Raw genomic sequence first — 26,307 nt, forward strand, 5'->3', positions numbered from 1 at the left:
GGGCATGTCTACAAAATACCGATTTCGAGATACATACCGCATTCAGTTGCGCGAAAAGGATCATCCACCGCCACACGTTCATCTGACGGGTGGCGGGCTGGACGTCATGTTGAGCCTGGAAACTGTCGAAGTGATGGTGGGCAAGGCGCCGCCGCTGATTCTCAGGGAAGCTCTGGAGTGGGTCAGAGCTCACCAGACTCAATTGCTGGAGGATTGGAAACGATGCTACCCATGAAACGACCACGGCTATCGGCAGTGCAAGCGTTGTCGGATTATCGTCTGGCGCTGACATTTATCGATGGCCAGCAGCTGCTGCTCGATTTGAGCCGCGACCTGCATGCCTATCCAGGCCTGCAACCTTTACAGGGCGTTGCTTTTGAGTATGTAGCGTTGGGTGACGATGGCTGGAGTGTCGAATGGCCTGAACTTGATATCCAGATTGGTGCAGATACTCTCTACCTGGATGCCTTGGCGCAAAATGCAGCCGACGAGAACACCCGAATCTTTATCGATTGGCGTGCTCGCACCGGGTTGCCGCTAAATCAAGCGGCTGAAGCGCTGGGGGTCAGTACCCGTAGCATCACCCGATACAGCAGTGGTCGCGAAGCGGTGCCGCGATCGTTGGCCTTGGCCTGCCTGGGGTGGGACTTCCTGCAACAGCAAACGAATTCATCCCGTGCGGCAGAAGACACCGGCCGGTACATCGTCACGCGCAAAAGTTAGCCAGCATCCGGCTGGGGTCGCTCATACCGCGCATTGAATGCCTGGATGAAACCATTGCGTAAAATCTGTAAAAAAGCCTGGAATGCGCTGACATCTTTCTGATGCACGTTGCCCTTGAGTTCAACCCGTGTCGCAAACTGGTTTTTGCCCTGGTTTTTCAGGACGGTCTCGGTACCGCCGACGAGGGCCTCCCAAATCGAGCGGAACAGTCCTTTGTCCTTGTTTTGTACATCCTGCTGCCAGTTGAACACATCAACATCGCGCAGCAGTGGCTTTATATAGCCGGTCAGTCGCCCCTTGCTGGCCGAGGCTTCGATCACCACGTCGCCATGGCCGGCATTGAAGTCGAACTTGCCGTAGGCCGCGGCGAAGTCGTTCAAACGCTTGAGTTCGATATCCGTGGTGCGCAAGCGAAACTCGAAGTCTTCGAAGTCGCTCAAGGGATCGAAAGTGGCCGTGGTTTCCAGTGGCGCGTGCCCCAGCAGCAGGGCTTTACCTTTGAAGCGCGCATCACGCTTGCCTTTGGTGTCGACCACGTTGGTCAGGTTGTAGATGTTGGCATCCACTTTTGTGGCATTCATGTTTACGGGTGGTTTGGAGTTGAAGTTGCGAAAACTGATCTTGCCATCGTTGATCTGCACTTCGTTCAGGGTAATGGGCAGTAGCTTGCCTAGTTGCGCGCGCCAGTCGGTACCCTCGCCGGTCTGGGAGTTTTTCTTGTTGGCCCCGCCGTCGACGAAGTTGATCTCGGGATTGATGAACTGCACTTCGGCCACTACCGCCCGGTCGTACCACAGCGAATGCCAACTGACCGAGAGGTCGATCAACGGCGCGTTGACGAAAGGCACCGGAACCTTGCCATCGATCTTGACGATTTTCAGTCCGTTGATTTTGTAGGCCCCGCGCCACAGGGCCAGGTCCACGTCGGTGATCTGGCCACGGTAGTCGCCCATGTTCGCCAGCCGCTCATTGAGGTAGTCGCGCACCAGATAGGGCAAGGCGATGTGGAGCGTTATCAGCAACACAACGAGGCCGATGAGGGTTAGCAGGGGCCAACTGTATCGACGTTTCATGGCGGCAAATCTCTGGCGATCTAAAGCCATTGACTGCACTGATAAGCGGACGTTCGACCTGACTGGACGCCTGCGGGCAAGAGGGCTTACCTTGATGCCCTATTTCAATGCTGTCGTTAAGGACCCAGCCATGAGCCGCATTTTCGCTGACAACGCCCACTCCATCGGCAACACGCCTCTGGTGCAGATCAATCGCATTGCGCCGCGTGGTGTGACCATCCTGGCCAAGATCGAAGGGCGCAACCCCGGTTACTCGGTAAAGTGCCGGATCGGCGCGAACATGATCTGGGATGCCGAGGGTAGCGGCAAACTCAAACCGGGCATGACCATCGTCGAACCCACCTCCGGCAATACTGGCATAGGCCTTGCCTTCGTGGCCGCCGCCCGGGGCTACAAGCTGATGCTGACCATGCCGGCGTCCATGAGTATCGAACGCCGCAAGGTGCTCAAGGCACTGGGCGCCGAACTGGTGTTGACCGAGCCGGCCAAGGGTATGAAGGGGGCGATCGAGAAAGCCGGTGAAATCGTTGCCGGCGACCCGTCGAAGTACTTCATGCCGGGGCAATTCGACAACCCGGCCAACCCGGCCATCCACGAAAAAACCACCGGCCCGGAAATCTGGAACGATACCGACGGCGCGGTCGACGTGCTGGTGGCAGGCGTCGGAACCGGTGGAACCATCACCGGGGTTTCACGGTATATCAAGAATACCCAGGGCAAACCGATACTCTCGGTGGCGGTGGAACCCGTGGTGTCTCCGGTGATCACCCAAGCCCTGGCCGGTGACGAAATCAAGCCGAGCCCGCACAAGATCCAGGGCATCGGTGCCGGTTTTGTGCCGAAGAACCTCGATTTGTCGATTGTCGATCGGGTGGAGCTGGTCAGTGACGAAGAGTCCAAGGCCATGGCCTTGCGCTTGATGCAGGAAGAAGGAATCTTGTGCGGGATTTCCTGCGGTGCCGCCATGGCAGTGGCCGTTCGGCTGGCCGAGACCCCGGAAATGCAGGGCAAGACCATCGTGGTGATTCTTCCGGATTCCGGTGAACGTTACCTGTCGAGCATGCTGTTCAGTGATCTGTTTACCGAACAGGAGAATCAGCAGTAAGCACTAAACATTGGCCGATTGTGGCTGGCGGTGATGGCTGAGGCGTTATCGCTGGTTGCGATCCATTGAACTGGTCCGGTTGATGATGGATTACATCAGCCAGCGTTCAGGCACCTTATGTTAATAAATGCTTTGTTGCACATTCATTAACATTGAATGTTGAAAAGTGCAGGTTTTCACCGGGTCGGTAGTGTTTATCATACTGGCAGCCATGTCGGGCAATAGACGTGGTGCAGTGCAGTCTATCTTCAAAGGAGTTGTTGATGACCTTATCGGTTGCCGCGAAGGCATCGTTGTTGTTGCTGTTTCTCGGCAGCACCCTCTATGTGCATTTGCGTGGTAAGGCGCGCCTGCCGGTTCTGCGCCAGTTCGTTAACCATTCGGCACTGTTCGCCCCCTATAACGCCTTGATGTACCTGTTTTCCGGTGTGCCTTCGAAACCGTATCTGGATCGCAGCAAGTTCCCGGAACTGGATGTGCTCAAGGACAACTGGGAGGTGATTCGCGATGAAGCGATGCACTTGTTCGACGAGGGGTATATCCGCGCGGCGGCAAAGAACAACGACGCCGGTTTCGGATCGTTCTTCAAGAAGGGCTGGAAACGTTTCTATCTCAAGTGGTATGACAAACCGCTGCCTTCCGCCGAGGTCTTGTGTCCGAAAACCGTGGAACTGGTCAACAGCATTCCCAGCGTCAAAGGTGCAATGTTCGCGCTGCTGCCGGGCGGCAGCCACCTCAACCCGCATCGTGATCCGTTTGGCGGCTCCCTGCGTTATCACCTGGGCCTGTCCACCCCCAATTCCGATGCTTGCCGCATCTTTGTCGATGGGCAGGTTTACGCCTGGCGCGACGGTGAAGACGTGATGTTCGACGAGACCTACGTGCACTGGGTCAAGAATGAAACGGAAAAGACCCGTGTCATTCTGTTCTGCGATATCGAGCGTCCACTGAGCAATCGCTTCATGACCCGAGTCAATCGCGGTGTCAGCACCTGGTTGGGTCGCGCCACAGCCCCTCAGAACCTGGACGACGAGCGTGTGGGGGGGATTAACCGGGTCTATGCCTGGAGCAAGAGTTCCAGTGATAAATTCAGTGGCGTGGTCAAGCAATTGAAGCGGCGCAACCCCAAGGCCTACCGCGTACTACGTCCGGTGCTGGCGGTGGCGGTGGCGACGTTGTTGGGGTATTGGTTGTTCGGCTGAAGCCGTAGACAGAATAAAAAACCGCTCGTTGTGAGCGGTTTTTTATGGATCTTCACGTAATCCCTGAGTGCTCCTCCACCGCACAATGCGGACTCTGTGCCGACTGTCGTTGCCGAGTCGTTGCAATCCATGTCGTACGCTGGTTATAGTCGGCGCACGGTGAGTTTCGGACTCACTTTTTATCCTTCGAGAAAAGATCAGCCCAATGCCTGCATCCCTCATCAACGCGGTAGTCGATTCAGCGGTCAACGCTGGCGTCGTGCCGTGCGGGAATCAGCAGCCCGGGCAGATCAGTCATTACCCCCCACCTGTCAGTAGCACGCCGGTGTGCGCAGTCGTATCACCGCCAGGCGTTGGCATTTCGGGCTGATCAGCTGCTTTGTGCTGTTCCCCTGCCTGCCTGGAAAAACTACTGAATTTCAGCTTCGGCTGAGTTGGCTTTTTGCCTGACTACAGGTGGTCTTCATGTTTGTCCTTTCGAAAAAGTCCGCGCTCGCGGCGGCGTCCACGAGCCTGTTCGTTCTGCTGTGGAGCAGCGGGGCGATTTTCTCCAAATGGGGGCTTGCCCACGCGTCGCCCTTCGCCTTCCTGATGTTTCGTTTCGTCATCGCCCTGGGCGGCCTGGCGTTGCTGGTGCCGTTGCTCAAGCTGAAGTTGCCCGCGGGTGGCAAGCCGATGCTGTATGCGATGGCCACCGGCGTGGTGTTGTTGGGGGCGTATCAGATTTTCTATCTGCTGGCCCTGGACCTTAAAGTCACGCCTGGGGTGATGGCGACCATCATGGGCGTGCAGCCGATCCTCACCGTGGTGCTGATGGAGCGCCAGCGTTCCTGGAGCAGGATGTTCGGCCTGGCCCTGGGGCTGACCGGGTTGGTCATGGTGGTCTATCAGGGCATCGGGCTGGCCGGGATGTCGCTGGTCGGGATGCTTTTCGGTCTGCTGGCGCTGGCGAGCATGACCTTCGGTTCGATCATGCAGAAACGCATCACCGACAATCCCCTCGGCACACTGCCGGTGCAGTATCTGGCCGGACTGCTGTTGTGCGGGATTTTCGTACCCTTCCAGCCGTTTCACTTCGAGCACGGCAGCGGTTTCATCCTGCCGGTGCTATGGATGGGGCTGGTGGTGTCGGTGCTGGCGACACTGTTGCTCTACCGCTTGATCGCCCGGGGCAATCTGGTGAATGTCACCAGCCTGTTTTACCTGGTGCCGGCGGTCACGGCGGTGATGGACTATCTGATCTTCGGCAATCGCCTGGCGCTGTTGAGCCTGTTCGGTATGCTGTTGATCATCGTCGGTCTGGTGTTTGTGTTCCGTAAAACCGTGTAGTTGCGGGTAAACCCGGGAAGGCCTGGAGCAATGCTCCAGGCCTTTGTGATTTTTGGCGTCTGATCAGCCGCCTTCGCGGGCAAGCCCGCTCCCACAGTGATTGATGTCGTACACGGATTTTGCGTACAACACGGAACCCTGTGGGAGCGGGCTTGCTCGCGAAGGCGTCATCCACAACACCACAACTCTATCGATTAGCCGCCAAAGCCGGTTTCACCACAGCCGGCTTCAACACCAGCCACAACGCCAGCGCAATCAACAACCCGCCATAGATATGCGCCAACGACAGCGGCTCATCGAGAAACAGCGCCCCCCACAACACGCCGAATAGCGGGATCAAAAAGGTCGTAGTCATCGATTTCACCGGACCAATCGAGCTCAGGAGCCGGAAGTAAATAATGTACGCAAACGCCGTGCATCCCAGACCCAACCCCAGCAACGAGAGCCAGACACTCCAGCCGCCCCAGCTTGCGGGTGGCTGGCTGATCACGCTGTAGCCGAACAGCGGCAGCAGGAACAACGTCGCGCCGAGCATGCTGCCCAGTGCCGACAAACGGCTGTCCAGGCCACCGGCCTGATCGAGCCAGCGGCGGGCCAGAAACCCCGCAAATCCGTAGCAGGTGGTCGCAAGCAGGCAGGCGACGGCACCCATCAGCAGTTCCATATCGAACGCCACCGGCCCGGCACGGGTCAGCACTCCCACGCCGAACAGCCCCAGAAACACGCCGCCAAGTTTGGCGCCAGTGAGCCTTTCATGGAAAAACAGGCCGCCGATCAGCACGCCCATCAAGGGTGTCGTGGCATTGAAGATCGACGAGTAACCGGCCGGCAGCACCTGCGCGGCCACCGAATAGAGCGTCGCCGGAATTCCGGAGTTGATCACCCCGAGCAGCATCACGGTCTTGAGTTTGCCCTTGAAATCCCAACTGATGCGCATCAGCCCAAGAATCACCAGCAGTCCGGCAGCGGCTATCGATACTCGGAAAAAAGCGGTAGGAATGCTGCCAATCACCGGGGCGATGATGCGCATGAACAGAAAACTCGCACCCCAAATGGCCGCCAGGGACAGTAAACGGAAAATATCGACGGGGTTCACAGCGAGGTCCTTCCTTGGGGGAGGGGCGAAAGTGTTGCTGAGTGTGTGATCGATGGCAACCGAAAACCGGGCATTTAATTCGGCTGGAAAATTACGCTTCTCCTGCACCCGGTTCACTGGCTAAGCTCAAGCCTCCCGAATTCCCGCAGAGGTCTCACCATGCCGCAGCAATGGCCAGCCGCCGACATCGCCCGCTTGATACTCGATGGCTTCGACGATTACCGCGAGCATTTTCGCCAGATCACCGACGGCGCCCGGGCACGCTTCGAACAGGCCAGGTGGCAGGAAACGCAGACGGCGTCGGCGGCACGGATCAATCTGTACGAAGACAAGGTCGGTGAAACGGTGGAGCGACTGCGCACCGCGTTTGACGCCGACACCCTGGACGTCAGCTGCTGGCCGCTGGTCAAAAACGCCTACATCAGCCTGATCGACCTGCGTTTTGACGATGAACTGTCCGAGACCTGGTACAACTCGATCTTCTGCGGGCTGTTCAGCCATGACCTGATCAGCGACGGTTGCATGTTCATCCACACCACCCGGCCGAGCCTTCGCCGTGCCCGGGCCGCGCAAACCCGCACCTACAAGCCGCAAGGCCAATTGTCGGCGATGCTCGCCAGCATCTTCGCCGACTACCGCTTCAGCGAGGACTACGCCGACCTGGCCGGGGACCTGAAGCGCCTCGAAGCGCAACTGCGCGAAAATCTGCCGGACTGGGTGTGCAAAGACCCGGAGCTGAGTGTCGAGCTGTTTTCCTCGGTGCTGTACCGCAATAAAGGCGCGTACCTGGTGGGGCGCATCTACACCGCCGACGAGCAATGGCCGCTGGCAATTCCATTGCTGCACCTGGAGGGTCGCGGCATCCAGATCGATGCGCTGATCACCGATGAGGCGGACGTATCGATCATCTTCTCGTTCACCCGTTCGTATTTCATGGTGGATGTGCCGGTGCCTGCGGAGTTCATCGGCTTCCTGCGGCGTATTCTGCCGGGCAAGCACATTGCCGAGCTGTACACCTCGATTGGCTTCTACAAGCACGGCAAGTCGGAGTTCTATCGGGCGCTGATCAATCACCTGGCCAACACCGACGACCAGTTCATCATGGCCCCAGGCGTGCGCGGCATGGTCATGAGCGTGTTCACCCTGCCGGGTTTCAACACCGTGTTCAAAATCATCAAGGACCGTTTCTCGCCGTCGAAAAACGTCGACCGCGCCACGGTGATCGAAAAGTACCGCCTGGTGAAAAGCGTCGACCGCGTCGGGCGCATGGCCGATACCCAGGAATTCGCCGATTTCCGTTTTCCGCTGAGCAAGTTCGATCCGGCGTGCCTGGAGGAGCTGCTGGAAGTCGCGCCGTCCACGGTGTCGGTGGAAGACGATACGGTGCTGATCCGCCACTGCTGGACCGAGCGCCGCATGACCCCGCTGAACCTCTACCTGGAACACGCCAACGAGGCGCAGGTGCGCGAGGCCCTGGAAGACTACGGGCTGGCGATCAAGCAACTGGCGGCGGCCAACATCTTTCCCGGCGACATGCTGCTAAAGAACTTCGGTGTCACCCGTCACGGTCGGGTGGTGTTCTACGACTACGACGAGATCTGCTTCCTCACCGAGGCCAACTTCCGCCATATCCCGCAACCCCGCACCCCGGAAGATGAAATGGCTTCCGAACCCTGGTATTCGATCGGGCCGCTGGATGTGTTCCCGGAGGAGTTTCCGCCGTTCCTGTTTGCCGATTTCGGGCAACGCAAGTTGTTCGATCAACTGCATGGCGAGCTGTACAACGCCGATTACTGGAAGAGCCTGCAGGAAGCGATTCGGGCGGGGAAGGTGATTGATGTGTTTCCGTATCGGCGTAAAGGCCTCGATAACGAGTAGGAGCTGCCGCAGGCTGCGATCTTTTGATTTTGTTTTTCAGACGCGTCGACAAGATCAAAAGATCGCAGCCTTCGGCAGCTCCTACAGGGGAACCAGCCAATCCATGCCAAATCTGCGACAATCGCCCCCCTGCGCCACTAGACGACTGAATTGCGTACCCGATGACCGACGAATCGCCCTCCATCGACAAACTGCTGAAAAACCTCGATCACGCCATGCTCGCCGACCGCCACCGGCTGCGGCGGCAGTTGCTTGAGCTTCGCAAGAAAACCGACGAGGCCAAACTGGGCCAGTGGGTGACGCGGATGCAGGCGTCCTGCGAGCAGGTGTTGGCGCGCAAGGCCAGCCTGCCGGTGATTCGTTACGACGACAGCCTGCCGATCGCCGCCAAGCGCGACGAAATCAAGAAGGCGCTGGAACAACACCAGGTGCTGATCATTGCCGGTGAGACCGGCTCGGGTAAAACCACTCAGTTGCCTAAGATTTGCCTGGAAATCGGTCGCGGCCAGCATGGCCTGATCGGCCACACCCAGCCTCGACGGATCGCTGCGCGCAGCGTCGCCAGCCGTGTCGCCGAAGAACTCGGCACGCCGCTGGGCGCGCTGGTCGGTTATCAGGTGCGCTTCGAGGATCAGAGCGATTCCAGCACCCTGATCAAGCTGATGACCGATGGCATCCTGCTGGCGGAAACCCAGAACGACCGCTATCTGGAACGCTACGACACGATCATCGTCGACGAAGCCCACGAACGCAGCCTCAACATCGACTTCCTGCTCGGTTACCTGAAAACCCTGCTGCCGCGTCGTCCCGACCTGAAGGTCATCATCACTTCGGCGACCATCGACCTGGAGCGTTTCTCCAAGCACTTCGATGACGCGCCGATTGTCGAGGTATCCGGCCGCACCTACCCGGTGGACACCTGGTATCGCCCGCTGACGCTTGAGCAGGACGAAGAGGGCAACCGCGTCGAGGACGACCTGACGGTGGATCAGGCGATCCTCGCCACCCTCGACGAAATCGCCGCTTATGAGCGCAGTGAACGCCGCAGTCCCGGTGACGTGTTGGTGTTCCTGCCTGGCGAGCGCGAGATTCGCGACGCCGCCGACATGCTGCGCAAGGCCCAGCTCAAGCACACCGAAATCCTGCCGTTGTACGCGCGGCTGTCGCCGGCCGAGCAGCAGCGGATTTTCCAGTCGCACCCGGGCCGTCGCGTGGTGCTGGCAACCAACGTCGCGGAAACCTCGCTGACCGTGCCGGGCATACGTTATGTGATCGACAGTGGCACCGCGCGCATCAGCCGCTACAGCTACCGGGCCAAGGTCCAGCGCCTGCCGATCGAAGCCATTTCCCAGGCCAGCGCCAACCAGCGTAAAGGCCGATGCGGACGGGTCGAGCCGGGCATTTGCGTGCGCCTGTACAGCGAAGAGGACTTCCTCGGTCGCCCGGAATTTACCGATCCTGAGATCCTGCGCACCAACCTTGCGGCGGTTATTTTGCAGATGCTGCACCTGCGCCTCGGCGAGGTCAGCGAGTTCCCGTTCATCGAGCCGCCGGATGGCAAGGCCATCAGCGACGGTTACAACCTGCTGCAAGAACTCTCGGCAGTGGACCGCAACAGCCAGTTGACCCCGCTCGGTCGGCAACTGGCGCGCCTGCCGGTGGACCCGCGCATGGGCCGCATGCTGCTCGAAGCGGCGAAGCTCGGCAGCTTGCAGGAAGTGCTGATCGTCGCCAGCGCCATGTCGATCCAGGACCCGCGCGAGCGTCCGCCGGAGCGTCAGCAAGCAGCGGATCAGGCCCACGCCCAGTGGAAAGACGCCGACTCGGATTTCGCCGGGCTGGTCAATCTGTGGCGCGGTTTCGAAGAGCAGCGCCAGGCGCTGACTGCCAGTCCGCTGCGTAACTGGTGCCGCAAGAATTTCCTCAACTACCTGCGCCTGCGCGAGTGGCGTGACTCCCATCGCCAATTGAGCCTGATCTGCCGCGACATGCAGTTGAGCCTCAATAAAGAGCCGGCGGACTATCCGAAACTGCACAAGGCGGTGCTGGTGGGGTTGCTCAGCCAGATCGGGCAGAAAACCGAAGACGGCGATTACCTTGGCGCCCGTCAGCGGCGCTTCTGGATTCATCCGTCCTCGGGCATCGGCAAGAAGCGCCCGCAGTGGCTGATGACGGCCGAACTGGTGGAAACCACCAAGCTATATGCGCGTATGGTCGCCAAGATCGACGCCGACTGGATCGAGCCGCTGGCCGGTCACCTGATCAAGAAAAACCACTTCGAACCCCACTGGGAGAAGAAGCGCGGTCAGGTCGTAGCGTTCGAGCAGATCACCCTGTTCGGCTTGATCGTGGTCGGGCGCCGGCCGGTGCATTACGGCCCGATCGACCCGGTGGTGTCCCGCGAGTTGTTCATCCGCGAAGCGCTGGTGCGCGGCGAAATCCAGTCCAGGGCCAAGTGCCTGACGGCCAACAAGCAATTGCTGGAACAGCTCGACGAACTGGAAGCCAAGGCCCGTCGTCGCGACATCCTCGCCGACGAAGAAACCCTGTACGCCTTCTACGACGCGCGGCTGCCGGCGGAGATCCACCAGACCGCGACCTTCGACAGCTGGTATCGGATCAACAGCCAGAAAGACCCGCAGCTGCTGATCATGCGTGAAGAAGACGTGCTGGCCCGTGAAGCCAGTGAAGTCACTGCCCAGCACTACCCGGATACGCTGCACATCGGCGATCTGGAATTGGCCCTCAGCTACCACTTCGAACCGAATCACCCGCGCGACGGCGTGACCCTGCGCGTGCCGGCACCGTTGTTGCCGATGCTGCCGCCGGAACGCCTGGAATGGCTGGTGCCGGGTGTCATCGAGGCCAAGTGCATTGCCCTGGTGCGCAACCTGCCGAAGGCACTGCGCAAGAATTTCGTGCCAGTGCCAGACTTCGTCAAGGCGGCCTTGCAGCGCATGACCTTTGCCGAGGGTTCTCTGCCCCAGGCCCTGGGTCGCGAACTGCTGCGCATGACCGGTGCCCGCGTCAGCGATGAAGCCTGGGCCGAGGCGGCACAGCAGGTCGAAAGCCATCTGCGGATGAACCTGGAAATCGTCGATGCCCAGGGCAAGTTCCTCGGTGAAGGTCGCGATCTGGCTGAACTGACTGCGCGTTTCGCCGAGGCCAGCCAGGCAGCATTGGCCGTGCCGCAAACCGCGAAGAGCCAGCAGCCGGTGGAGCCGAAAGTGTTCGCCGCGGTGGCCGAGAAAACCCAGCAGAAGATCGCCGGGCTGTCGATGACGGTCTACCCGGCGCTGGTGGAAGAGGGCGGGACGGTCAAGGAAGGGCGTTTTTCGACCCCGGCCGAGGCCGAGTTCCAGCATCGCCGTGCCTTGCAACGCTTGCTGATGCAGCAACTGGCCGAACCTGCCAGGTTCCTGCGTGGCAAGTTGCCTGGCCTGACCGAACTTGGCCTGCTGTACCGCGACATGGGCCGCGTCGATGCGCTGGTGGAAGACATTCTGCTGGCCAGTCTCGACAGCTGCATTCTTGAGGGCGAAGACCCGCTGCCCCGTGATGGCGCCGGTCTGGCGTCCCTGGCTGAGCGCAAGCGTGGCGCCTGGACCGAGCACGCCGAGCGTGTGGCGAAGCTGACCCTGGAAATCCTCAAGCTCTGGCATGGCCTGCAAAAACGCTTCAAGGGCAAGATCGACCTGGCGCAAGCCGTGGCCCTGAACGACATCAAGCAGCAACTCAGCCACCTGGTGTATCCGGGGTTTGTCCGGGAAACGCCGATGCAGTGGCTCAAGGAATTGCCGCGTTACCTCAAGGCGATCGAGCAGCGCTTTGAAAAAATCGCTGCCCAGGTGCAGCGCGATCGGGTGTGGAGCGGTGAGTTGAGCGGGCTGTGGACGCAATACCAGACCCGCGCCAACAAACACGCCCAAGAAGGCAAGCGCGACCCGCAGTTGGAGTTGTATCGCTGGTGGCTGGAGGAATATCGGGTTTCGTTGTTCGCCCAGCAATTGGGGACCAAGGTGCCGATCTCCGACAAGCGATTGAACAAGCAGTGGAGCCAGGTCGAGCCCTGAACCCGAGGTTGGCGCAATACCTGTGGGAGCGACCTTGCTCGCGATAGGGCCATTACATTCAACATCTATGTTGCATGTCAGGCCGCCATCGCGAGCAAGCTCGCTCCCACAGGTTTTTGTATGGCCTGCAAGTGGGAGTTATCCAGCAAAAAGGGGCCAAAACCCACGGTTTATGGCAAACTTCGCGCCTATAAACGCCGGCCCCGCGGTTTTGAGCCTTCACGGTCTCGGGCAGGTCGGAATAAAGCGATGCCAGGTTTTCGTCCCACGGATGGGAATAGACCCTTTGTGTGTTGGTACGAAGGTACCAATGCTTTCTGCCTGAACAGATTAGAGACACGACCATGCATAACGTCGTCATCAGCGGCACCGGCCTGTACACCCCGGCCAACAGCATCTCCAACGAAGAGCTGGTGCAGTCTTTCAATACTTACGTCGCGCAATTCAACGCCGACAACGCCGACGCTATCGCGCGCGGCGAAGTGGAAGCATTGACCGAGTCCAGCGCCGCGTTCATCGAAAAAGCTTCCGGCATCAAGAGCCGCTTTGTCATGGACAAGGAAGGCATCCTCGACCCGCAACGCATGGCCCCGCGCCTGCCGGAGCGTTCCAACGACGAGTGGTCGGTGCTTTGCCAAATGGCTATCGGCGCTGCCGAACAAGCCTTGCAGCGTGCCGGCAAGACCGCCGCGGACATCGACGGCGTGATCGTCGCCTGTTCCAACCTGCAACGTGCCTACCCGGCCATTGCCATCGAAGTCCAGGAAGCGCTGGGCATCCAGGGTTTCGGTTTCGACATGAACGTGGCGTGCTCGTCCGCAACCTTCGGTATCCAGACTGCCGCCAACAGCGTTCAACTGGGCCAGGCCCGGGCAGTCCTGATGGTCAACCCGGAAGTCTGCACCGGCCACTTGAACTTCCGTGACCGCGACAGCCACTTCATCTTCGGTGACGCTGCCACTGCGGTGATCATCGAGCGTGCCGACCTGGCGACGTCCAGGTACCAGTTCGACATCGTCAGCACCAAGCTGCTGACCAAGTTCTCCAACAACATCCGCAACAACTTCGGCTTCCTCAACCGCGCGGCGGAAGAGGGCATCGGCGCCAAGGACAAACTGTTCGTGCAGGAAGGCCGTAAGGTGTTCAAGGAAGTCTGCCCGCTGGTTGCCGAGCTGATCAGTGAGCATCTGCAAGAGAACCAGCTCAACGTCAGCGACGTGAAGCGTTTCTGGCTGCACCAGGCCAACCTCAGCATGAACCACCTGATCGTCAAGAAACTGCTGGGTCGCGACGCCACCGAACAGGAAGCGCCGGTGATTCTCGACACCTACGCCAACACCAGTTCCGCCGGTTCCGTGATTGCGTTCCACAAGAATCAGGACGATCTGGCCGCCGGTTCGCTGGCCGTGCTCAGTTCGTTCGGTGCCGGTTATTCGATTGGTAGCGTGTTGCTGCGCAAGCGCTGAGTCTGCGGCTTAAAAAGATCGCAGCCTGCGGCAGCTCCTACGGGACTGGATTTCAACGTGATATCGCGGTGAATCCGCTCTGTGTAGGAGCTGCCGAAGGCTGCGATTTTTTTGCGGGAGAGAAAACAGTCTCGCGTTGATGCATCGGAGGATGATGGGGACCGACACATCAACAGCCAGGCTGTAAAAGGGGCCCGGGCTTCCTTGCCCGAGTCGTGTAGCGGGGGGGAATCAGAACTTGGCTTCGGCATCCAGTTGCAGGGTGTTGATGTCCGAATCCTTCTTGTTGATGTTGGCGTTGGTCTGGTCCGAGGTCGCCATGAAGTAGGTCGCGCCCAGGGCAAAGTTCTTGTCCAGGTCGTAGCTCACTTTCAGCTTGCTGCCGCGCGAACCGGTGTAGCCGTTGGCGAAGTCGGAGTCGGTGAAGGCACCCACCACAGCGTTACGCTGCACGTCGCGGTAGTTGTAGTCCACGTTGAAGCCGTAGAGCTTTGACTTCACGCCAGCCAGCCAGCCGGTGTCCTGGTCGTTGCTGGCATCGGTGTTGTTGACGTACTGACCGTAGATCGACAGCGGTACTGGCAGGTTGCTGAAGTCCAGCTGACCAAAGCCTTCGTACAGTTTGAACTGCTCGCCCGGGCTGTTGCCGTTGACGGCCAGTGCGCATGGCGCGGTGACGGTACCCGAGGTAGGGCAAGCGCTGCTGTCGTCGTTGTCGTAGGCGTAGAGACTGCCGCCCAACGTCATTTTCATGCTGTCGGTGATGGCGAAGCGCGCACCCAACTGGCCGGCGTACAGACGCAGGTCGTGCTTGAACTGCACGCCTTCGCCGTCGACGTTGTCCTTGAGGGTGTAGTGACCGGCGCTACCGAACAGCTCGGTGCTGCCGCTCAGTGGGTATTTGTAGGTGACGGCCAGACCTTCCGGGTTGATGTCGCTATCCCAGATGATGTCGCCCATGCTCACCCATTGTTGCGGCATCTTGCCGCCAACCAGGTGCAGGTTCTTGATCGCGTCCGGGTGGTAGTCGATGTAACCCTGGTCCAGCCAGATCTGCTTCTTGTCGAAGTAGTTGTTCAGGTCCTGGTTGGTCGAGCGAGCGTCGTCGTTGCTGCCGGTGGCGATACGGATACCGGTGTCGACCTGCGGGTTGATTTCGCTGTAGGCACCCAGGCGGGCACGAATGCGCTGACGGTCCTGGTCCTTGTTGTTTGGCACGCCATCGTTGTGCACGGTTTCCTGACGGAAGCGTACGTCACCCTTGAACTGGGTCTTTGCCGCCCATGCAAGCTTCTGGTCGAAAGCGCTCAGTGTGTCGGTTTTCTTCGCGGTGGCCGCGATTTGCTCGTTGGTCTCTTGCTGAGCCTGACGGGCGATCTGCTGGTCTTTCTGATCCCTGGCCAGCTCGGCTTGCAGTTCGCTGTACTGCGCGTTGGTGATCGAGCCGTTAGCCTTGAGCATGTCGAGCAGTTTGGCGTCGACTGCGGCACTGGCCGGAACACTCATGGCCAGCAACAGGCCACCGCACAAGGCCGCCGCAGTTTTCATGGAAGCAAGACGCATATCAATCTCCGAAGATGAGAGGGGATGACAGAGCCATCCGGGACACAACCGACCGTAAGGGGCGGAAAACAGTGGCCGGGTATAACCCGACGCTCTAAAAACAGGCGCCAGTATCGCGATGGTTTATTACAGACCGGTGGCAATGTGATGTCATGTCGGTGACGATACAAAGTCGCCGTGAACTATTGAGTTAGAACACTGCCGTCGTTTTGCCCGTGTGCATTGCAAAGCGATAGGCGATACTCGCGGGGCTTTCACGCCATGAAGAGTGAGGATGGTGATGCCGTTGCAACGCCTGCAAAAACTGTCAGAAATCGTCCCGCAGACGTGGGACGCACTGGTGCCCGAGACTCAGCCTTTTCTGCGTCACGCTTTTTTGAGTGCACTGGAAGACAGCGGCAGCGTCGGACCCCATACAGGCTGGCAGCCCGAGCATTTATTGCACGTCGAAGGAGATCGACTGATCGCCGCGCTGCCTGGTTACCGCAAGTGGCATTCCTACGGCGAGTACGTGTTCGATCACGCCTGGGCCGATGCCTGTGAACGTGCCGGCATCGACTACTACCCCAAACTGTTGAGCGCGGTGCCGTTCAGTCCCGTCACGGGACCACGGCTGTTGGCGGCCACGGTCGAAGACGGTTTCGAGTTGTTGAAAAGCCTGCCGGGCTACCTTGAGCTTGAAGGGCTCTCCAGCGCCCACATCAACTTCACCGATCTGTTCACCGACGCGGCACTGAGCGAGCAACCGGGCTGGCTGCAGCGCGTTGGCTGTCAATACCACTGGCAGAATCGCGGCTACCGGGATTTCCAGGACTTCCTCGATGTGCTCAGTTCGCGCAAGCGCAAACAGATGCGCAAGGAGCGCGAACAGGTGGCGGGGCAGGGCTTCGATTTCGAATGGCTCGAAGGTCGGGAACTGAGCCAGGCGCAATGGGATTTCGTTTATGCCTGCTACGCCAATACTTACGCAGTGCGCCGGCAAGCGCCGTATCTGACCCGGGAGTTTTTCAGCCTGTTGGCCGAACGCATGCCGGAGTCGATTCGCGTTGTATTGGCCAGGCAAGGTTCACGGCCGGTGGCGATGGCGTTCAGTCTGGTGGGGGGCGACAGCTTTTATGGGCGTTACTGGGGATGCCTGGCGGAGTTCGATCGCCTGCATTTCGAGACCTGTTTCTACCAAGGCATGGACTATGCCATTGCCAACGGTTTCCAGCGTTTTGATGCCGGTGCCCAGGGCGAGCACAAGTTGATTCGCGGATTCGAGCCAGTCATTACCCATTCCTGGCACTACTTGCGACATCCGGGATTGAAAGCGGCGGTGAAAGACTTTCTGGAGCAGGAACGCCTGGGAGTGCTGGCTTATGCAGAGGATGCGAAGTCAGCCTTGCCTTATCGACAAGGCTGATCTTCAGCGTTTCAGCTTTCTTCCTTGCCCAGCCAGCGATACAGCACGCCGCCGGCCACTGCGCCGAGTAGCGGTGCGACCCAGAACATCCACAGTTGTTGAATCGCCCAGCCGCCGACGATCAATGCCGGGCCGGTGCTGCGCGCCGGGTTGACCGAGGTGTTGGTGACCGGGATCGAGATCAGGTGGATCAGCGTCAGCCCCAGGCCAATGGCAATCGGCGCCAGTCCTGCCGGTGCACGCTTGTCGGTGGCGCCGAGGATGATCAGGATGAACATCGCGGTCATCACCAGTTCACAGACAAACCCTGCCGCCATCGAGTAGCCGCCAGGGGAGTGTTCGCCGTAGCCGTTGGACGCCAGGCCTCCCGCCAGTTCGAAACCGGGTTTGCCGCTGGCAATGAAGTACAGCAGGGCGGCGGCAATCACGCCGCCGATGACCTGGGCAATGATGTAGGCCGGCAATTCCCTGGCCGGAAATCGCCCACCCACCACCAGGCCGAGAGATACCGCGGGATTGAGATGACAGCCGGAAATATGGCCGATGGCGAAAGCCATGGTCAGCACGGTCAGGCCAAACGCGAAGGACACCCCGAGCAGGCCGATCCCCACCTCCGGAAAAGCCGCAGCCAACACCGCGCTGCCGCAACCACCCAACACCAGCCAGAACGTACCTACCAACTCAGTCGCCGAACGTTTTAACAGAGACATAAGAGAGTGCCCTTTCGAGATTATGCTGCCTTGAGCATCCAGCCGATGGACTGCAGAACCATCTCCAGAACGTTGGAGTGAGTACAGCACGGTTTTTTCATAATTCCAGCAGGCATAAAAAACCGCCAGGACCCTGTGGTTGAGGGGGCCTGGCGGATATCTGTGATCGATCTGCTTCACTGGGGACCCTGTGGGAGCGAGCTTGCTCGCGATAGCGGTGGACCAGGCAACATTGCTGTCGACTGACACTCCGTCTTCGCGAGCAAGCCCGCTCCCACAGGTTTTGTGGCCGCCGCAATACTCAATCGATCCCGACAAAACCACCGGTCTGGTGTTGCCACAACCGCGCATACAAACCGCCATGGGCGAGCAGTTCGGCGTGGGTTCCGGTTTCGGCGATCTTGCCGTTTTCCAGCACCACCAGCCGGTCCATCCGGGCGATGGTCGAGAGCCGGTGAGCGATGGCTATCACGGTTTTGCCCTGCATCAGGGTTTCGAGGCTTTCCTGGATCGCTGCTTCGACTTCCGAGTCCAGTGCCGAGGTGGCCTCGTCCATGATCAGGATCGGCGCGTCCTTGAGCAGTACCCGGGCGATGGCGATGCGCTGGCGCTGGCCGCCGGAGAGTTTCACCCCGCGCTCACCGACGTGGGCATCGAAACCGGTGCGGCCTTCACCGTCCGACAGTGATGGAATGAAACCGTCGGCCCGGGCCTTGTGCACCGCTTCCCAGAGTTGCGCGTCAGTGGCGTCGGGTTTGCCGTACAGCAGGTTGTCGCGGATCGAGCGGTGCAGCAGCGAGGTGTCCTGGGTGATCATGCCGATGCGTTCGCGCAGGCTTTCCTGGCTGACGTCGGCGATGTTCTGGCCGTCGATCAGGATGCGTCCACCTTCAACGTCGTACAGGCGCAGCAGCAGGTTCACCAGGGTCGATTTGCCGGCGCCGGACGGGCCGATCAGGCCGATTTTCTCGCCAGCCTTGATGGTCAGGTTGAGGTCGCCGATGATCCCGCTCTGCTTGCCGTAGTGGAAATCCACCTGTTCGAATCGCACTTCGCCACGGGCCACCGCCAGGGGTTTGGCCTGGTCGCGGTCGGTGATGCCGACCGGTTGCGAGATGGTCTGCAGACCGTCCTGCACCATGCCGATGTTTTCGAAGATGCCGGTCACCACCCACATGATCCAGCCGGACATGTTGACGATGCGGATCACCAGGCCGGTGGCCAGGGCAATCGCCCCGACGCTGATCAACGACTGTGTCCACAACCACAGGGCCAGGCCGGTGGTGCAGACGATCAGCAAGCCGTTCATGCTGGTGATAACCACGTCCATGCTGGTGACCACGCGGCCGGCCAGTTGCGCTTTTTCGGTCTGCTCCTTGATGGCTTCGCGGGCGTATTGCTGTTCGAAGTTGGTGTGGGCGAACAGTTTCAGGGTGGTGATGTTGGTGTAGCCGTCGACAATCCGCCCCATGAGTTTGGAGCGCGCATCGGACGCCACCACCGAGCGATCCTTGACCCGTGGCACGAAATAGCAAAGGGCGGCGATGAAGGCGAAGATCCATGTCAGCAGCGGGATCATCAGGCGCCAGTCGGCTTCGGCGAACAGCACCAGGGAACTGATGGCGTAGATCAGCACATGCCACAACGCATCCACCGCCTGCACGGCGGAATCGCGCAGTGAGTTGCCGGTTTGCATGATGCGTTGGGCGATGCGCCCGGCGAAGTCGTTCTGGAAGAAATTCAGGCTCTGCTTGAGCACGTAGCTGTGGTTTTGCCAGCGGATCATGCTGGTCATGCTGGGACTCAGGGTCTGGTGCACCAGCAGGTCATGCAGGCCGACAAATATGGGGCGCAGCACCAGCGCAACCACCACCATCCAGGTCAGTTCGAGGGCATGATCCTGGAACAGACTGACGTTTGGCGTGCCTTGGGCCAGGTCGATGATGCGGCTCAGGTAGCTGAACAGCGCCACCTCGATCAAGGCACCAATCAGGCCGACGATCAGCAGGGCGGCGAAGCTCGGCCAGACCTGCTTGAGGTAATAAGTGTAGAAAGGGAAAACCCGGTCCGGCGGAGACGCCGTCGGTGCTTCACGGAAAACATCGATCAGTTTTTCAAAGCGGCGATAAAGCATTGGTTGTTCACCCGCGAACGGGCTCTCCTTTTAACGTGTTGAGCGTTGCCGGCAGACACCGGCAACGGCTCGGACATCCTTGTCCAGCTTAGTCTCAGTCGATGCGCTTGGCCGACTTGATGAACACCGGGTCCGCCGGCACGTCTTTCATGCCGCCACGGGCGGTGGTTGGCGAGTTGACGATGATGTCCACCACGTCCATGCCTTTGACCACTTTGCCGAACACCGCGTAGCCGTCGCCCTGGTCAAGGAAGTCGTTGTCCTTGACGTTGATGAAGAACTGGCTGGTGGCCGAGTCAGGCACCGACGTACGGGCCATGGACAAGGTGCCGCGCACGTTATGCAGGCCGTTCTTCGATTCGTTCTTGATCGGTGCGTTGGTGTCTTTTTGCTGCATCTGTTGAGTGAATCCGCCGCCCTGGACCATGAAGCCCGGGATCACCCGGTGGAAAATCGTGTTGTTGTAGAAGCCTTTGTCGACGTACTCAAGAAAATTCTTGGTACTGATCGGGGCCTTGACCGCGTCCAGTTCGATTTCGATCTGGCCGTTGGTGGTGTCCAGCAGCACATGCGGTGCCTTTTCCGGCGTCGCGGCCATCAGGTTGGCGGCAAACAGGACGGAGCCTGCGGCGAGGGCGATTTTTTTCAGCATGGGTCAGTGATCCTGAGTGGTGGTATCGACTGCGGTCAGAAACTCCAGCAGTGTTTGGTTGAAGTGTTCCGGCTGGTCCAGCGGCGTGGCGTGGCGTGAATCGGCGATCACCACCAGCCGCGCGTCGGGCAGCAGTTTTACGTAGTTTTCCTTCAGCGCCACCGGCGTGTAGTCACGGTCGGCGCTGACGATGAGGGTTGGACAGGTGACCTTCGAAAGTCGTTCCTGAACCCCCCAGCCGACAATGGCGTTGAAGCTGGCGAGATAAGCATGTTTGTCGTTTTTTGCCCAGCGCTCGGCCATTTTTTGTCGCAAGTCGGCCTGCTCGGGTTTCGGGAACAGCTTGCCGCCCAGCGCCTTGCCGATGGTACCCAGGCTAAGGGCGCGCATCAGGCTCCAGCGCTTGAACCACTGCCAGTAATCGTCGCGGCTGCGCAGTTTGACCTCTGGCGCGCTGTTGACGATGCATAGGCTTTTGAGCAGTTGTGGCTGATCCACGCCCAGCTGGAAGCCGATCATGCCGCCCATGGACAGGCCGACATAATGTGCCGGACCGAGATTGAGGTGTTCGATCAATGCAATCAGGTCGGCGCTGAATCCGGCAATGCTGTAGCGCTCCCGGGGTTTGTCCGAACGGCCGTGACCGCGCACATCCGGGACGATCACCCGGTAGCGGGTGGCCAGTGTCGGGATCTGTTTTTCCCAGTCCAGGGTGCTGGAGCCCAGGCCATGGACCAGCAGCAGCGGCGTGCCGTGGCCATATTCCTCATAGTGCAGGTTGCAACCTTCGTGTTCGAAATAGGCCATGCATACACTCCGTGTCAGGCTTGTTCGGGGGCGGCGAACGGTGCGTCCAGTGGTGCGGTGTCAAAGGTACGCAGCAGTTCGATGAGAATCTGCGTGGCCGGCCCCAGCGGTTTGTCCTTGTTCGAATACAGGTAGAAGCTCGGGTTACGGCTGCCGCCCTGATCCAACGGTAGCAGCTTGAGCGTGCCTTCCTTGAGTTCCCGTTCGATCATGTGCCTGGGCAGCCAGGCAAAACCCAGGCCGCTGCTGACGAAGGTCGCGGCGGTGGCCAGGCTGCCGACGGTCCAGCGCTGTTCGGCGCCGAGCCAGCCGACGTCCCGCGGTTGCTGGCGGCCTGAGTCGCGGATCACCACCTGCATCTGGCTTTCCAGGTCCTGGAAGCTCAGTTCGCGGTTGAGGCGGTGCAAGGGATGCTCCGGGTGGGCGACTGCGACGAACTCGACGTCGCTCAATTCCGCGCCCAGGTAACCGGGAATACTGAAGCCCGTGATGGCCAGGTCGGCCACGCCTTCGAGCAAGACTTCCTCCACCCCCGACAGCACTTCCTCACGCAGGCGCACCCGGCAGCCACGGCTTTGCGGCATGAACGCGGTCAAGGCGCGGACGAGGCGGGCGCTTGGGTAGGCGGCATCGACCACCAGGCGCACTTCGGCTTCCCAACCCTGCTCCATGTGATGGGCCAGGTCTTCGAGTTGGCTGGCCTGTTTCACCAGTTGCCGGGAGCGGCGCAACAGCACCCCGCCGGCTTCGGTCAGTACGGCTTTGCGTCCGTCGATGCGCAGCAACGGCACGCCAAGTTGATCCTGCATGCGGGCCACGGTGTAGCTGACTGACGATTGCGAGCGATGCAGCGCCTCGGCGGCCTGGGCGAAACCACCGTGATCGACCACGGCCTGCAGCGTTCGCCATTGATCGAGGGTCACGCGGGGCGCTTTCATGTTGAGCTCCTCTTGTCCTAAGCTGGCAGCCCTTATTGGAGGCTGCCGAATGAAAAAAATCTGTTGTGTGCTGCTGGCGCTGCTGCCGCTGACGGCGTTTGCTTATCCGATTGATGTGCAGAAGAACCTCAACGGAATGAAGATAGACTTTGAAACCTTCGACACCGACAGCGATATCGGCTCCATCCGGGTCGCCAACTACGGCGACGTCGATGCGAGCTGCAAGGCGGTTTTCAGCAATGGCCCGGAAGCCCCCCGCACTCGCAAGATCGATGTACCGGCCGGCAAACACAAAAACGCCACGGCCAAATTCAGCCGCAACATCATCAAATTGCGCATCGAGCTGACCTGCACCCCGAAATGACGCCAGGCTCTTCTGTGGGAGCGAGCCCGCTCTCACAGGGTATGCAGAGCTTATAAACGAATTTCTTGATGGGTTATAGCAGTTATTTGCGCTTTTTCATCGATATGACTCTGTTTAACCTTCACTCCATCGACCTACCGCATTCTCAGATGGAGGCTACATCCCATGTCCCGCGTTCTGATCATCGAAAGCAGTGCCCGTCAGCAAGACTCGGTTTCCCGCCAGTTGACCCAGACCTTCATCAGCCAGTGGAAAGCCGCTCACCCGAATGACCAGATCACCGTCCGGGACCTGGCCGTCAAGCCCGTGCCGCACCTGGACATCAACCTGCTGGGTGGCTGGATGAAGCCCGCCGAGCAGCGCAGCGACATCGAGCAGGCGTCCCTGGAGCGTTCCAACCAGTTGACCGATGAATTGCTCGCTGCCGACGTACTGGTCATGGCCGCGCCCATGTACAACTTTGCGATCCCCAGCACCCTGAAAGCCTGGCTCGACCATGTGCTGCGTGCCGGCGTGACCTTCAAGTACACCGAGACCGGTCCGCAAGGCCTGCTCAGCGGCAAGCGTGCCTATGTGTTGACGGCTCGCGGCGGCATCTATGCCGGCAGCACCGCCGATCACCAGGAACCGTACCTGCGCCAGGTCATGGGCTTCATCGGCATCCACGACGTGACGTTCATCCACGCCGAAGGCATGAACCTGGGCGGCGACTTCCAGGAGAAAGGCCTGAACCAGGCGAACGCCAAGCTTTCGCAAGTGGCCTGACCGGTTAATCGCCAGATAATCGCTGGATGGTCTAGTGACCTGGCGCAACCCTTCAAGCCTGTACGCGCATCGAACCTCCCTTCGCACTTGTTGCTCCTGAGTGCCCTGGCCCGATTGAACGCTTTAGCGAGATCGGGCTTTTTTTTGCCTGCGATCTGACGAACACCTGCAAAACCCTGTGGGAGCGAGCTTGCTCGCGATTGCGGTGTGTCAGACAAGGTGTTGTCGACTGACACTCAGTCATCGCGAGCAAGCTCGCTCCCACAAGGAATTTGTATTATTTGGGTGTTCGCGATCAGCAGCAAAAACCGCTATCGTCGCCGCCATTCGAAATGAGGCGAGCATGGGCTATCTACTTTTTGTCACGCTGATCCAGGCGTTTTCCTTCAGTTTGATCGGCGAATACCTGGCCGGTCATGTCGACAGTTACTTCGCCGTGCTGGTACGCGTGTTGCTGGCGGGGCTGGTGTTCATCCCGCTGACCCGCTGGCGTTCGGTGGAGCCGGCATTCATGCGCGGCATGCTGTTGATCGGCGCGTTGCAGTTCGGCGTGACCTATGTCTGCCTGTACCTGAGCTTTCGCGTACTGACGGTGCCGGAAGTGTTGCTGTTCACCATCCTCACGCCGCTGCACGTGACCCTGATCGAGGATGCGCTCAATCGTCGTTTCAATCCATGGGCCCTGGTCGCGGCTCTGGTGGCGGTGGCGGGGGCGGCGGTGATTCGCTTTGACCGGATCAACCCGGACTTCTTCATGGGCTTCCTGTTGCTGCAACTGGCCAACTTCACCTTCGCTGCCGGGCAGGTGCTCTACAAACATCTGGTCGCGCGTCATCCGAGCGATCTGCCGCATTACCGTCGCTTCGGCTTCTTCTACCTCGGTGCTCTGGCGGTGGTGTTGCCGGCGTTTCTGCTGTTCGGCAAACAGGACTTCCTGCCTGAAGCACCGTTGCAATGGGGCGTGCTGCTGTTCCTCGGACTGGTCTCGACCGCTTTGGGTCTTTACTGGTGGAACAAGGGGGCGTGTCTGGTCAGCGGCGGGACCCTGGCGGCGATGAACAACCTGCATGTGCCAGTGGGGCTGCTGATCAATCTGCTCATCTGGAATCAGCACGAAGAACTGGGGCGGTTGTTGCTCGGCGGTTCGGTGATTTTGCTGGCGGTGTGGATCAGTCGGTTGGGCGTACGCCAGTCGTTGGTGGCACGCTGAACCCTGTGGGAGCAAGCCCGCTCCCACAATAGATTGTGTGATCTTCGAAAATCACTTCGGCGCCAGTTGCCCCACCAGAAACTCGATAAACGCCCGGGTCTTCTGTGGCACCCGCCGCGCCGACGAATACACCGCATTGATGGTGATCGCCGGGGCCTGCCATTCACACAGCACTGGCACCACTCGCCCGGCCGCCAGCGCATCCTCGACGATGAAGTCGGGCAGCAGGGCGATGCCCATGCCGGCTTCGGCGGCCTGGGCGAGCAGGTCGCCGTTGTTGGCGTGGAGTGGGCCGGTGACGTTCACCCGTTGGGTATCCTTGCCATTGCACAGTTGCAGGCTGACACCGCTCTGCAGATACCCGTAGTTCAGGCATTGATGGGCGCGCAGATCCTGCGGAGTCTGCGGAACGCCCGCGCGCTCGAGATAAGCCGGGGATGCCACCATGATGCGTGGTGCGGGTGCCAGTTGCCGGGCGATCATCGTCGAGTCGGGCATGCTGGCGATACGGATGGTCACGTCAAACCCGCCCCGCACCGGGTCGACCTGCTGGTCGCTGAGCACCAGTTGCAACTCGATGTTCGGGTGCTGTTCGTGAAACAGCGGAATCAATGGCCCCAGCCGCCGAAGACCGAACGACATCGGCGCATTGACCCGCAACACACCGCGTAACTCACCGATGCCGTCACGGGCGCGTTGCTCGGCCTCGTCCAGTGCCGCCAACACCTCCCGTGCAGCATCGAAATACTCGGCCCCGGCTTCGGTCAGGTGCAGGCTGCGGGTGGTGCGTTGCAGCAATTGCACACCGATGGCTTCTTCCAGCGCCTGAATCTGTTTGCTGACTTTCGAGCGCGGCACATCCATGGCCCGGGCGGCTGCGGCGAAGCCGTTCTCGCCGACCGTGACGACGAAGGCGCGCATGCATTCGATGCGATCCATATTGTCCCTTTTTTAGAATCAATGTTTCTCGATTTTAGGTAATTGTCCCTTTTATCGCCAGCCCCTAAAGTGACATCCAAGCCGACAACAACGCCGCAGAAGGCACGGTCGACTACCCCCTCACCCATTCGAAGTATCGACATCAAAAGGAACGCGCCATGTCTATTCGTGAACTGCTCAACCCAACCAACTCCGCCCTGATCCTGATCGACCACCAGCCGCAAATGGCTTTCGGCGTGCAGTCCATCGACCGTCAGACCCTGAAGAACAACACCGTGGGCCTGGCCAAGGCGGCGAAGATCTTCAACGTGCCGACCATCTACACCTCGGTCGAAACCGAAAGCTTCAGCGGTTACATCTGGCCCGAATTGCTGGCTGTGCACCCGGATCAAAAGCCGATCGAACGCACTTCGATGAACTCCTGGGAAGACAAGGCACTGGTAGACGCGGTGAAAGCCACCGGTCGCAAGAAGCTGATCATTGCCGCGCTGTGGACCGAGGTGTGCCTGACTTTTCCGGCATTGGAAGCCCTGGCTGAAGGCTATGAGGTGTACATCGTCACCGACGCCTCCGGCGGCACCAGCAAGGAAGCCCATGACATGTCGGTGCAACGGATGATTCAGGCCGGCGCGGTGCCGGTGACCTGGCAACAAGTGTTGCTCGAATACCAGCGTGACTGGGCGCACAAGGATACTTACGAGGCGGTGATGGAACTGGTGCTGGAACACAGCGGCGCGTACGGCATGGGCGTGGATTACGCCTACACCATGGTGCACAAGGCACCGCAGCGGCAGGTGAAGTAACCCGCAAATTCTGAAAATGATGTAACCCCTGTGGGAGCGAGCTTGCTCGCGATTGCGGGCTGTCAGACGACA

22 protein-coding genes are annotated in these 26,307 nt (G+C 59.8%); 13 read left to right on the plus strand and 9 right to left on the minus strand.

Going from position 1 to position 26,307, the window contains the following annotated elements:
* Nucleotides 1-4: 4 nt before the first annotated feature.
* Entirely contained in the window at nucleotides 5-235 is a 231-nt protein-coding gene (locus ACMDB8_RS06485) for a DUF4160 domain-containing protein (RefSeq protein WP_056721363.1), read from the plus strand.
* Nucleotides 223-723: a DUF2442 domain-containing protein gene (locus tag ACMDB8_RS06490; protein ID WP_056721365.1), complete on the plus strand. Its 501-nt coding sequence runs from the start codon at nucleotides 223-225 to the stop codon at nucleotides 721-723. The genes ACMDB8_RS06485 and ACMDB8_RS06490 overlap by 13 nt, the downstream gene beginning before the upstream one ends.
* Here ACMDB8_RS06490 and ACMDB8_RS06495 read toward each other — a convergent pair.
* Nucleotides 720-1,796 (minus strand): DUF748 domain-containing protein, encoded by a 1,077-nt coding sequence (locus tag ACMDB8_RS06495; RefSeq protein ID WP_056721367.1) that lies wholly within the window; start codon nucleotides 1,794-1,796, stop codon nucleotides 720-722. The two genes, ACMDB8_RS06490 and ACMDB8_RS06495, sit on opposite strands and share 4 nt — an antisense overlap.
* Before the next feature lie 130 nt (nucleotides 1,797-1,926).
* On the opposite strand from ACMDB8_RS06495, the gene cysK reads away from it, so the two are divergent.
* The 3 genes from cysK (at nucleotide 1,927) to ACMDB8_RS06510 (ending at nucleotide 5,432) form a co-directional block, all read left to right on the plus strand.
* Entirely contained in the window at nucleotides 1,927-2,901 is a 975-nt protein-coding gene (gene cysK, locus ACMDB8_RS06500; RefSeq protein ID WP_056721369.1) for a cysteine synthase A, read from the plus strand.
* Between the two features lie 263 nt (nucleotides 2,902-3,164).
* Nucleotides 3,165-4,103 (plus strand): aspartyl/asparaginyl beta-hydroxylase domain-containing protein, encoded by a 939-nt coding sequence (locus ACMDB8_RS06505; protein ID WP_056721371.1) that lies wholly within the window; start codon nucleotides 3,165-3,167, stop codon nucleotides 4,101-4,103.
* A 465-nt stretch (nucleotides 4,104-4,568) separates the two neighbouring features.
* Complete coding sequence (locus tag ACMDB8_RS06510; RefSeq protein ID WP_223541612.1) at nucleotides 4,569-5,432, plus strand: DMT family transporter; 864 nt, start codon at nucleotides 4,569-4,571, stop codon at nucleotides 5,430-5,432.
* 187 nt (nucleotides 5,433-5,619) lie between these two features.
* On the opposite strand, the gene ACMDB8_RS06515 is transcribed toward ACMDB8_RS06510, so the two are convergent.
* Complete coding sequence (locus ACMDB8_RS06515; protein ID WP_056721375.1) at nucleotides 5,620-6,528, minus strand: DMT family transporter; 909 nt, start codon at nucleotides 6,526-6,528, stop codon at nucleotides 5,620-5,622.
* Nucleotides 6,529-6,687: 159 nt separating this feature from the next.
* Here ACMDB8_RS06515 and aceK point away from each other — a divergent pair, with 159 nt between their 5' ends.
* The 3 genes from aceK to ACMDB8_RS06530 all read left to right on the plus strand — a co-directional run bounded on the left by aceK (nucleotide 6,688) and on the right by ACMDB8_RS06530 (nucleotide 13,945).
* Nucleotides 6,688-8,406, plus strand: coding sequence for a bifunctional isocitrate dehydrogenase kinase/phosphatase (gene aceK, locus ACMDB8_RS06520; protein WP_056721377.1), 1,719 nt, complete (start codon nucleotides 6,688-6,690; stop codon nucleotides 8,404-8,406).
* Between the two features lie 161 nt (nucleotides 8,407-8,567).
* The gene (gene hrpA / locus ACMDB8_RS06525) at nucleotides 8,568-12,479 is read left to right on the plus strand and encodes an ATP-dependent RNA helicase HrpA (RefSeq protein WP_056721379.1); all 3,912 of its coding nucleotides are present in this window, start codon (nucleotides 8,568-8,570) and stop codon (nucleotides 12,477-12,479) included.
* Nucleotides 12,480-12,823: 344 nt separating this feature from the next.
* A complete protein-coding gene (locus ACMDB8_RS06530; RefSeq protein WP_056721381.1) occupies nucleotides 12,824-13,945 on the plus strand; it encodes a beta-ketoacyl-ACP synthase III in 1,122 nt (373 codons plus the stop codon).
* Nucleotides 13,946-14,176: 231 nt separating this feature from the next.
* Here the strand turns inward: ACMDB8_RS06530 and ACMDB8_RS06535 are convergent, their stop codons facing one another.
* The gene (locus ACMDB8_RS06535) at nucleotides 14,177-15,508 is read right to left on the minus strand and encodes a putative porin (protein WP_056721383.1); all 1,332 of its coding nucleotides are present in this window, start codon (nucleotides 15,506-15,508) and stop codon (nucleotides 14,177-14,179) included.
* Between the two features lie 280 nt (nucleotides 15,509-15,788).
* Here ACMDB8_RS06535 and ACMDB8_RS06540 point away from each other — a divergent pair, with 280 nt between their 5' ends.
* On the plus strand, nucleotides 15,789-16,913 hold the full coding sequence (locus ACMDB8_RS06540; protein ID WP_409079342.1) for a GNAT family N-acetyltransferase: 1,125 nt from the start codon (nucleotides 15,789-15,791) through the stop codon (nucleotides 16,911-16,913).
* A gap of 11 nt (nucleotides 16,914-16,924) precedes the next feature.
* Here the strand turns inward: ACMDB8_RS06540 and aqpZ are convergent, their stop codons facing one another.
* The 5 genes from aqpZ to ACMDB8_RS06565 all read right to left on the minus strand — a co-directional run bounded on the left by aqpZ (nucleotide 16,925) and on the right by ACMDB8_RS06565 (nucleotide 22,154).
* Nucleotides 16,925-17,623 carry an aquaporin Z gene (gene aqpZ / locus ACMDB8_RS06545; protein WP_056721385.1) on the minus strand — a complete coding sequence of 233 codons (699 nt, stop codon included), beginning with the start codon at nucleotides 17,621-17,623 and terminating at the stop codon, nucleotides 16,925-16,927.
* 301 nt (nucleotides 17,624-17,924) lie between these two features.
* On the minus strand, nucleotides 17,925-19,757 hold the full coding sequence (locus tag ACMDB8_RS06550) for an ABC transporter ATP-binding protein (RefSeq protein ID WP_409079343.1): 1,833 nt from the start codon (nucleotides 19,755-19,757) through the stop codon (nucleotides 17,925-17,927).
* 94 nt (nucleotides 19,758-19,851) lie between these two features.
* A complete protein-coding gene (locus tag ACMDB8_RS06555) occupies nucleotides 19,852-20,409 on the minus strand; it encodes a peptidylprolyl isomerase (protein ID WP_056721389.1) in 558 nt (185 codons plus the stop codon).
* A gap of 3 nt (nucleotides 20,410-20,412) precedes the next feature.
* On the minus strand, nucleotides 20,413-21,216 hold the full coding sequence (locus tag ACMDB8_RS06560) for an alpha/beta fold hydrolase (protein WP_056721391.1): 804 nt from the start codon (nucleotides 21,214-21,216) through the stop codon (nucleotides 20,413-20,415).
* 14 nt (nucleotides 21,217-21,230) lie between these two features.
* Nucleotides 21,231-22,154: a LysR family transcriptional regulator gene (locus ACMDB8_RS06565; protein WP_008018223.1), complete on the minus strand. Its 924-nt coding sequence runs from the start codon at nucleotides 22,152-22,154 to the stop codon at nucleotides 21,231-21,233.
* Between the two features lie 49 nt (nucleotides 22,155-22,203).
* Here ACMDB8_RS06565 and ACMDB8_RS06570 point away from each other — a divergent pair, with 49 nt between their 5' ends.
* From ACMDB8_RS06570 to ACMDB8_RS06580, 3 genes are all read left to right on the plus strand, one after another.
* On the plus strand, nucleotides 22,204-22,518 hold the full coding sequence (locus ACMDB8_RS06570; protein WP_056721393.1) for a hypothetical protein: 315 nt from the start codon (nucleotides 22,204-22,206) through the stop codon (nucleotides 22,516-22,518).
* Between the two features lie 165 nt (nucleotides 22,519-22,683).
* On the plus strand, nucleotides 22,684-23,283 hold the full coding sequence (locus ACMDB8_RS06575) for an FMN-dependent NADH-azoreductase (protein WP_046043697.1): 600 nt from the start codon (nucleotides 22,684-22,686) through the stop codon (nucleotides 23,281-23,283).
* A gap of 343 nt (nucleotides 23,284-23,626) precedes the next feature.
* A complete protein-coding gene (locus ACMDB8_RS06580) occupies nucleotides 23,627-24,493 on the plus strand; it encodes a carboxylate/amino acid/amine transporter (protein ID WP_056721395.1) in 867 nt (288 codons plus the stop codon).
* 51 nt (nucleotides 24,494-24,544) lie between these two features.
* Here the strand turns inward: ACMDB8_RS06580 and ACMDB8_RS06585 are convergent, their stop codons facing one another.
* The gene (locus tag ACMDB8_RS06585) at nucleotides 24,545-25,432 is read right to left on the minus strand and encodes a LysR family transcriptional regulator (protein ID WP_056721397.1); all 888 of its coding nucleotides are present in this window, start codon (nucleotides 25,430-25,432) and stop codon (nucleotides 24,545-24,547) included.
* A 158-nt stretch (nucleotides 25,433-25,590) separates the two neighbouring features.
* Here ACMDB8_RS06585 and ACMDB8_RS06590 point away from each other — a divergent pair, with 158 nt between their 5' ends.
* Nucleotides 25,591-26,235, plus strand: coding sequence for a hydrolase (locus tag ACMDB8_RS06590; protein WP_008018228.1), 645 nt, complete (start codon nucleotides 25,591-25,593; stop codon nucleotides 26,233-26,235).
* Nucleotides 26,236-26,307 lie beyond the last annotated feature (72 nt).

The sequence above is a fragment of the Pseudomonas monachiensis genome, assembly GCF_047345015.1.
Classification (GTDB): Bacteria; Pseudomonadota; Gammaproteobacteria; order Pseudomonadales; family Pseudomonadaceae; genus Aquipseudomonas; species Aquipseudomonas monachiensis.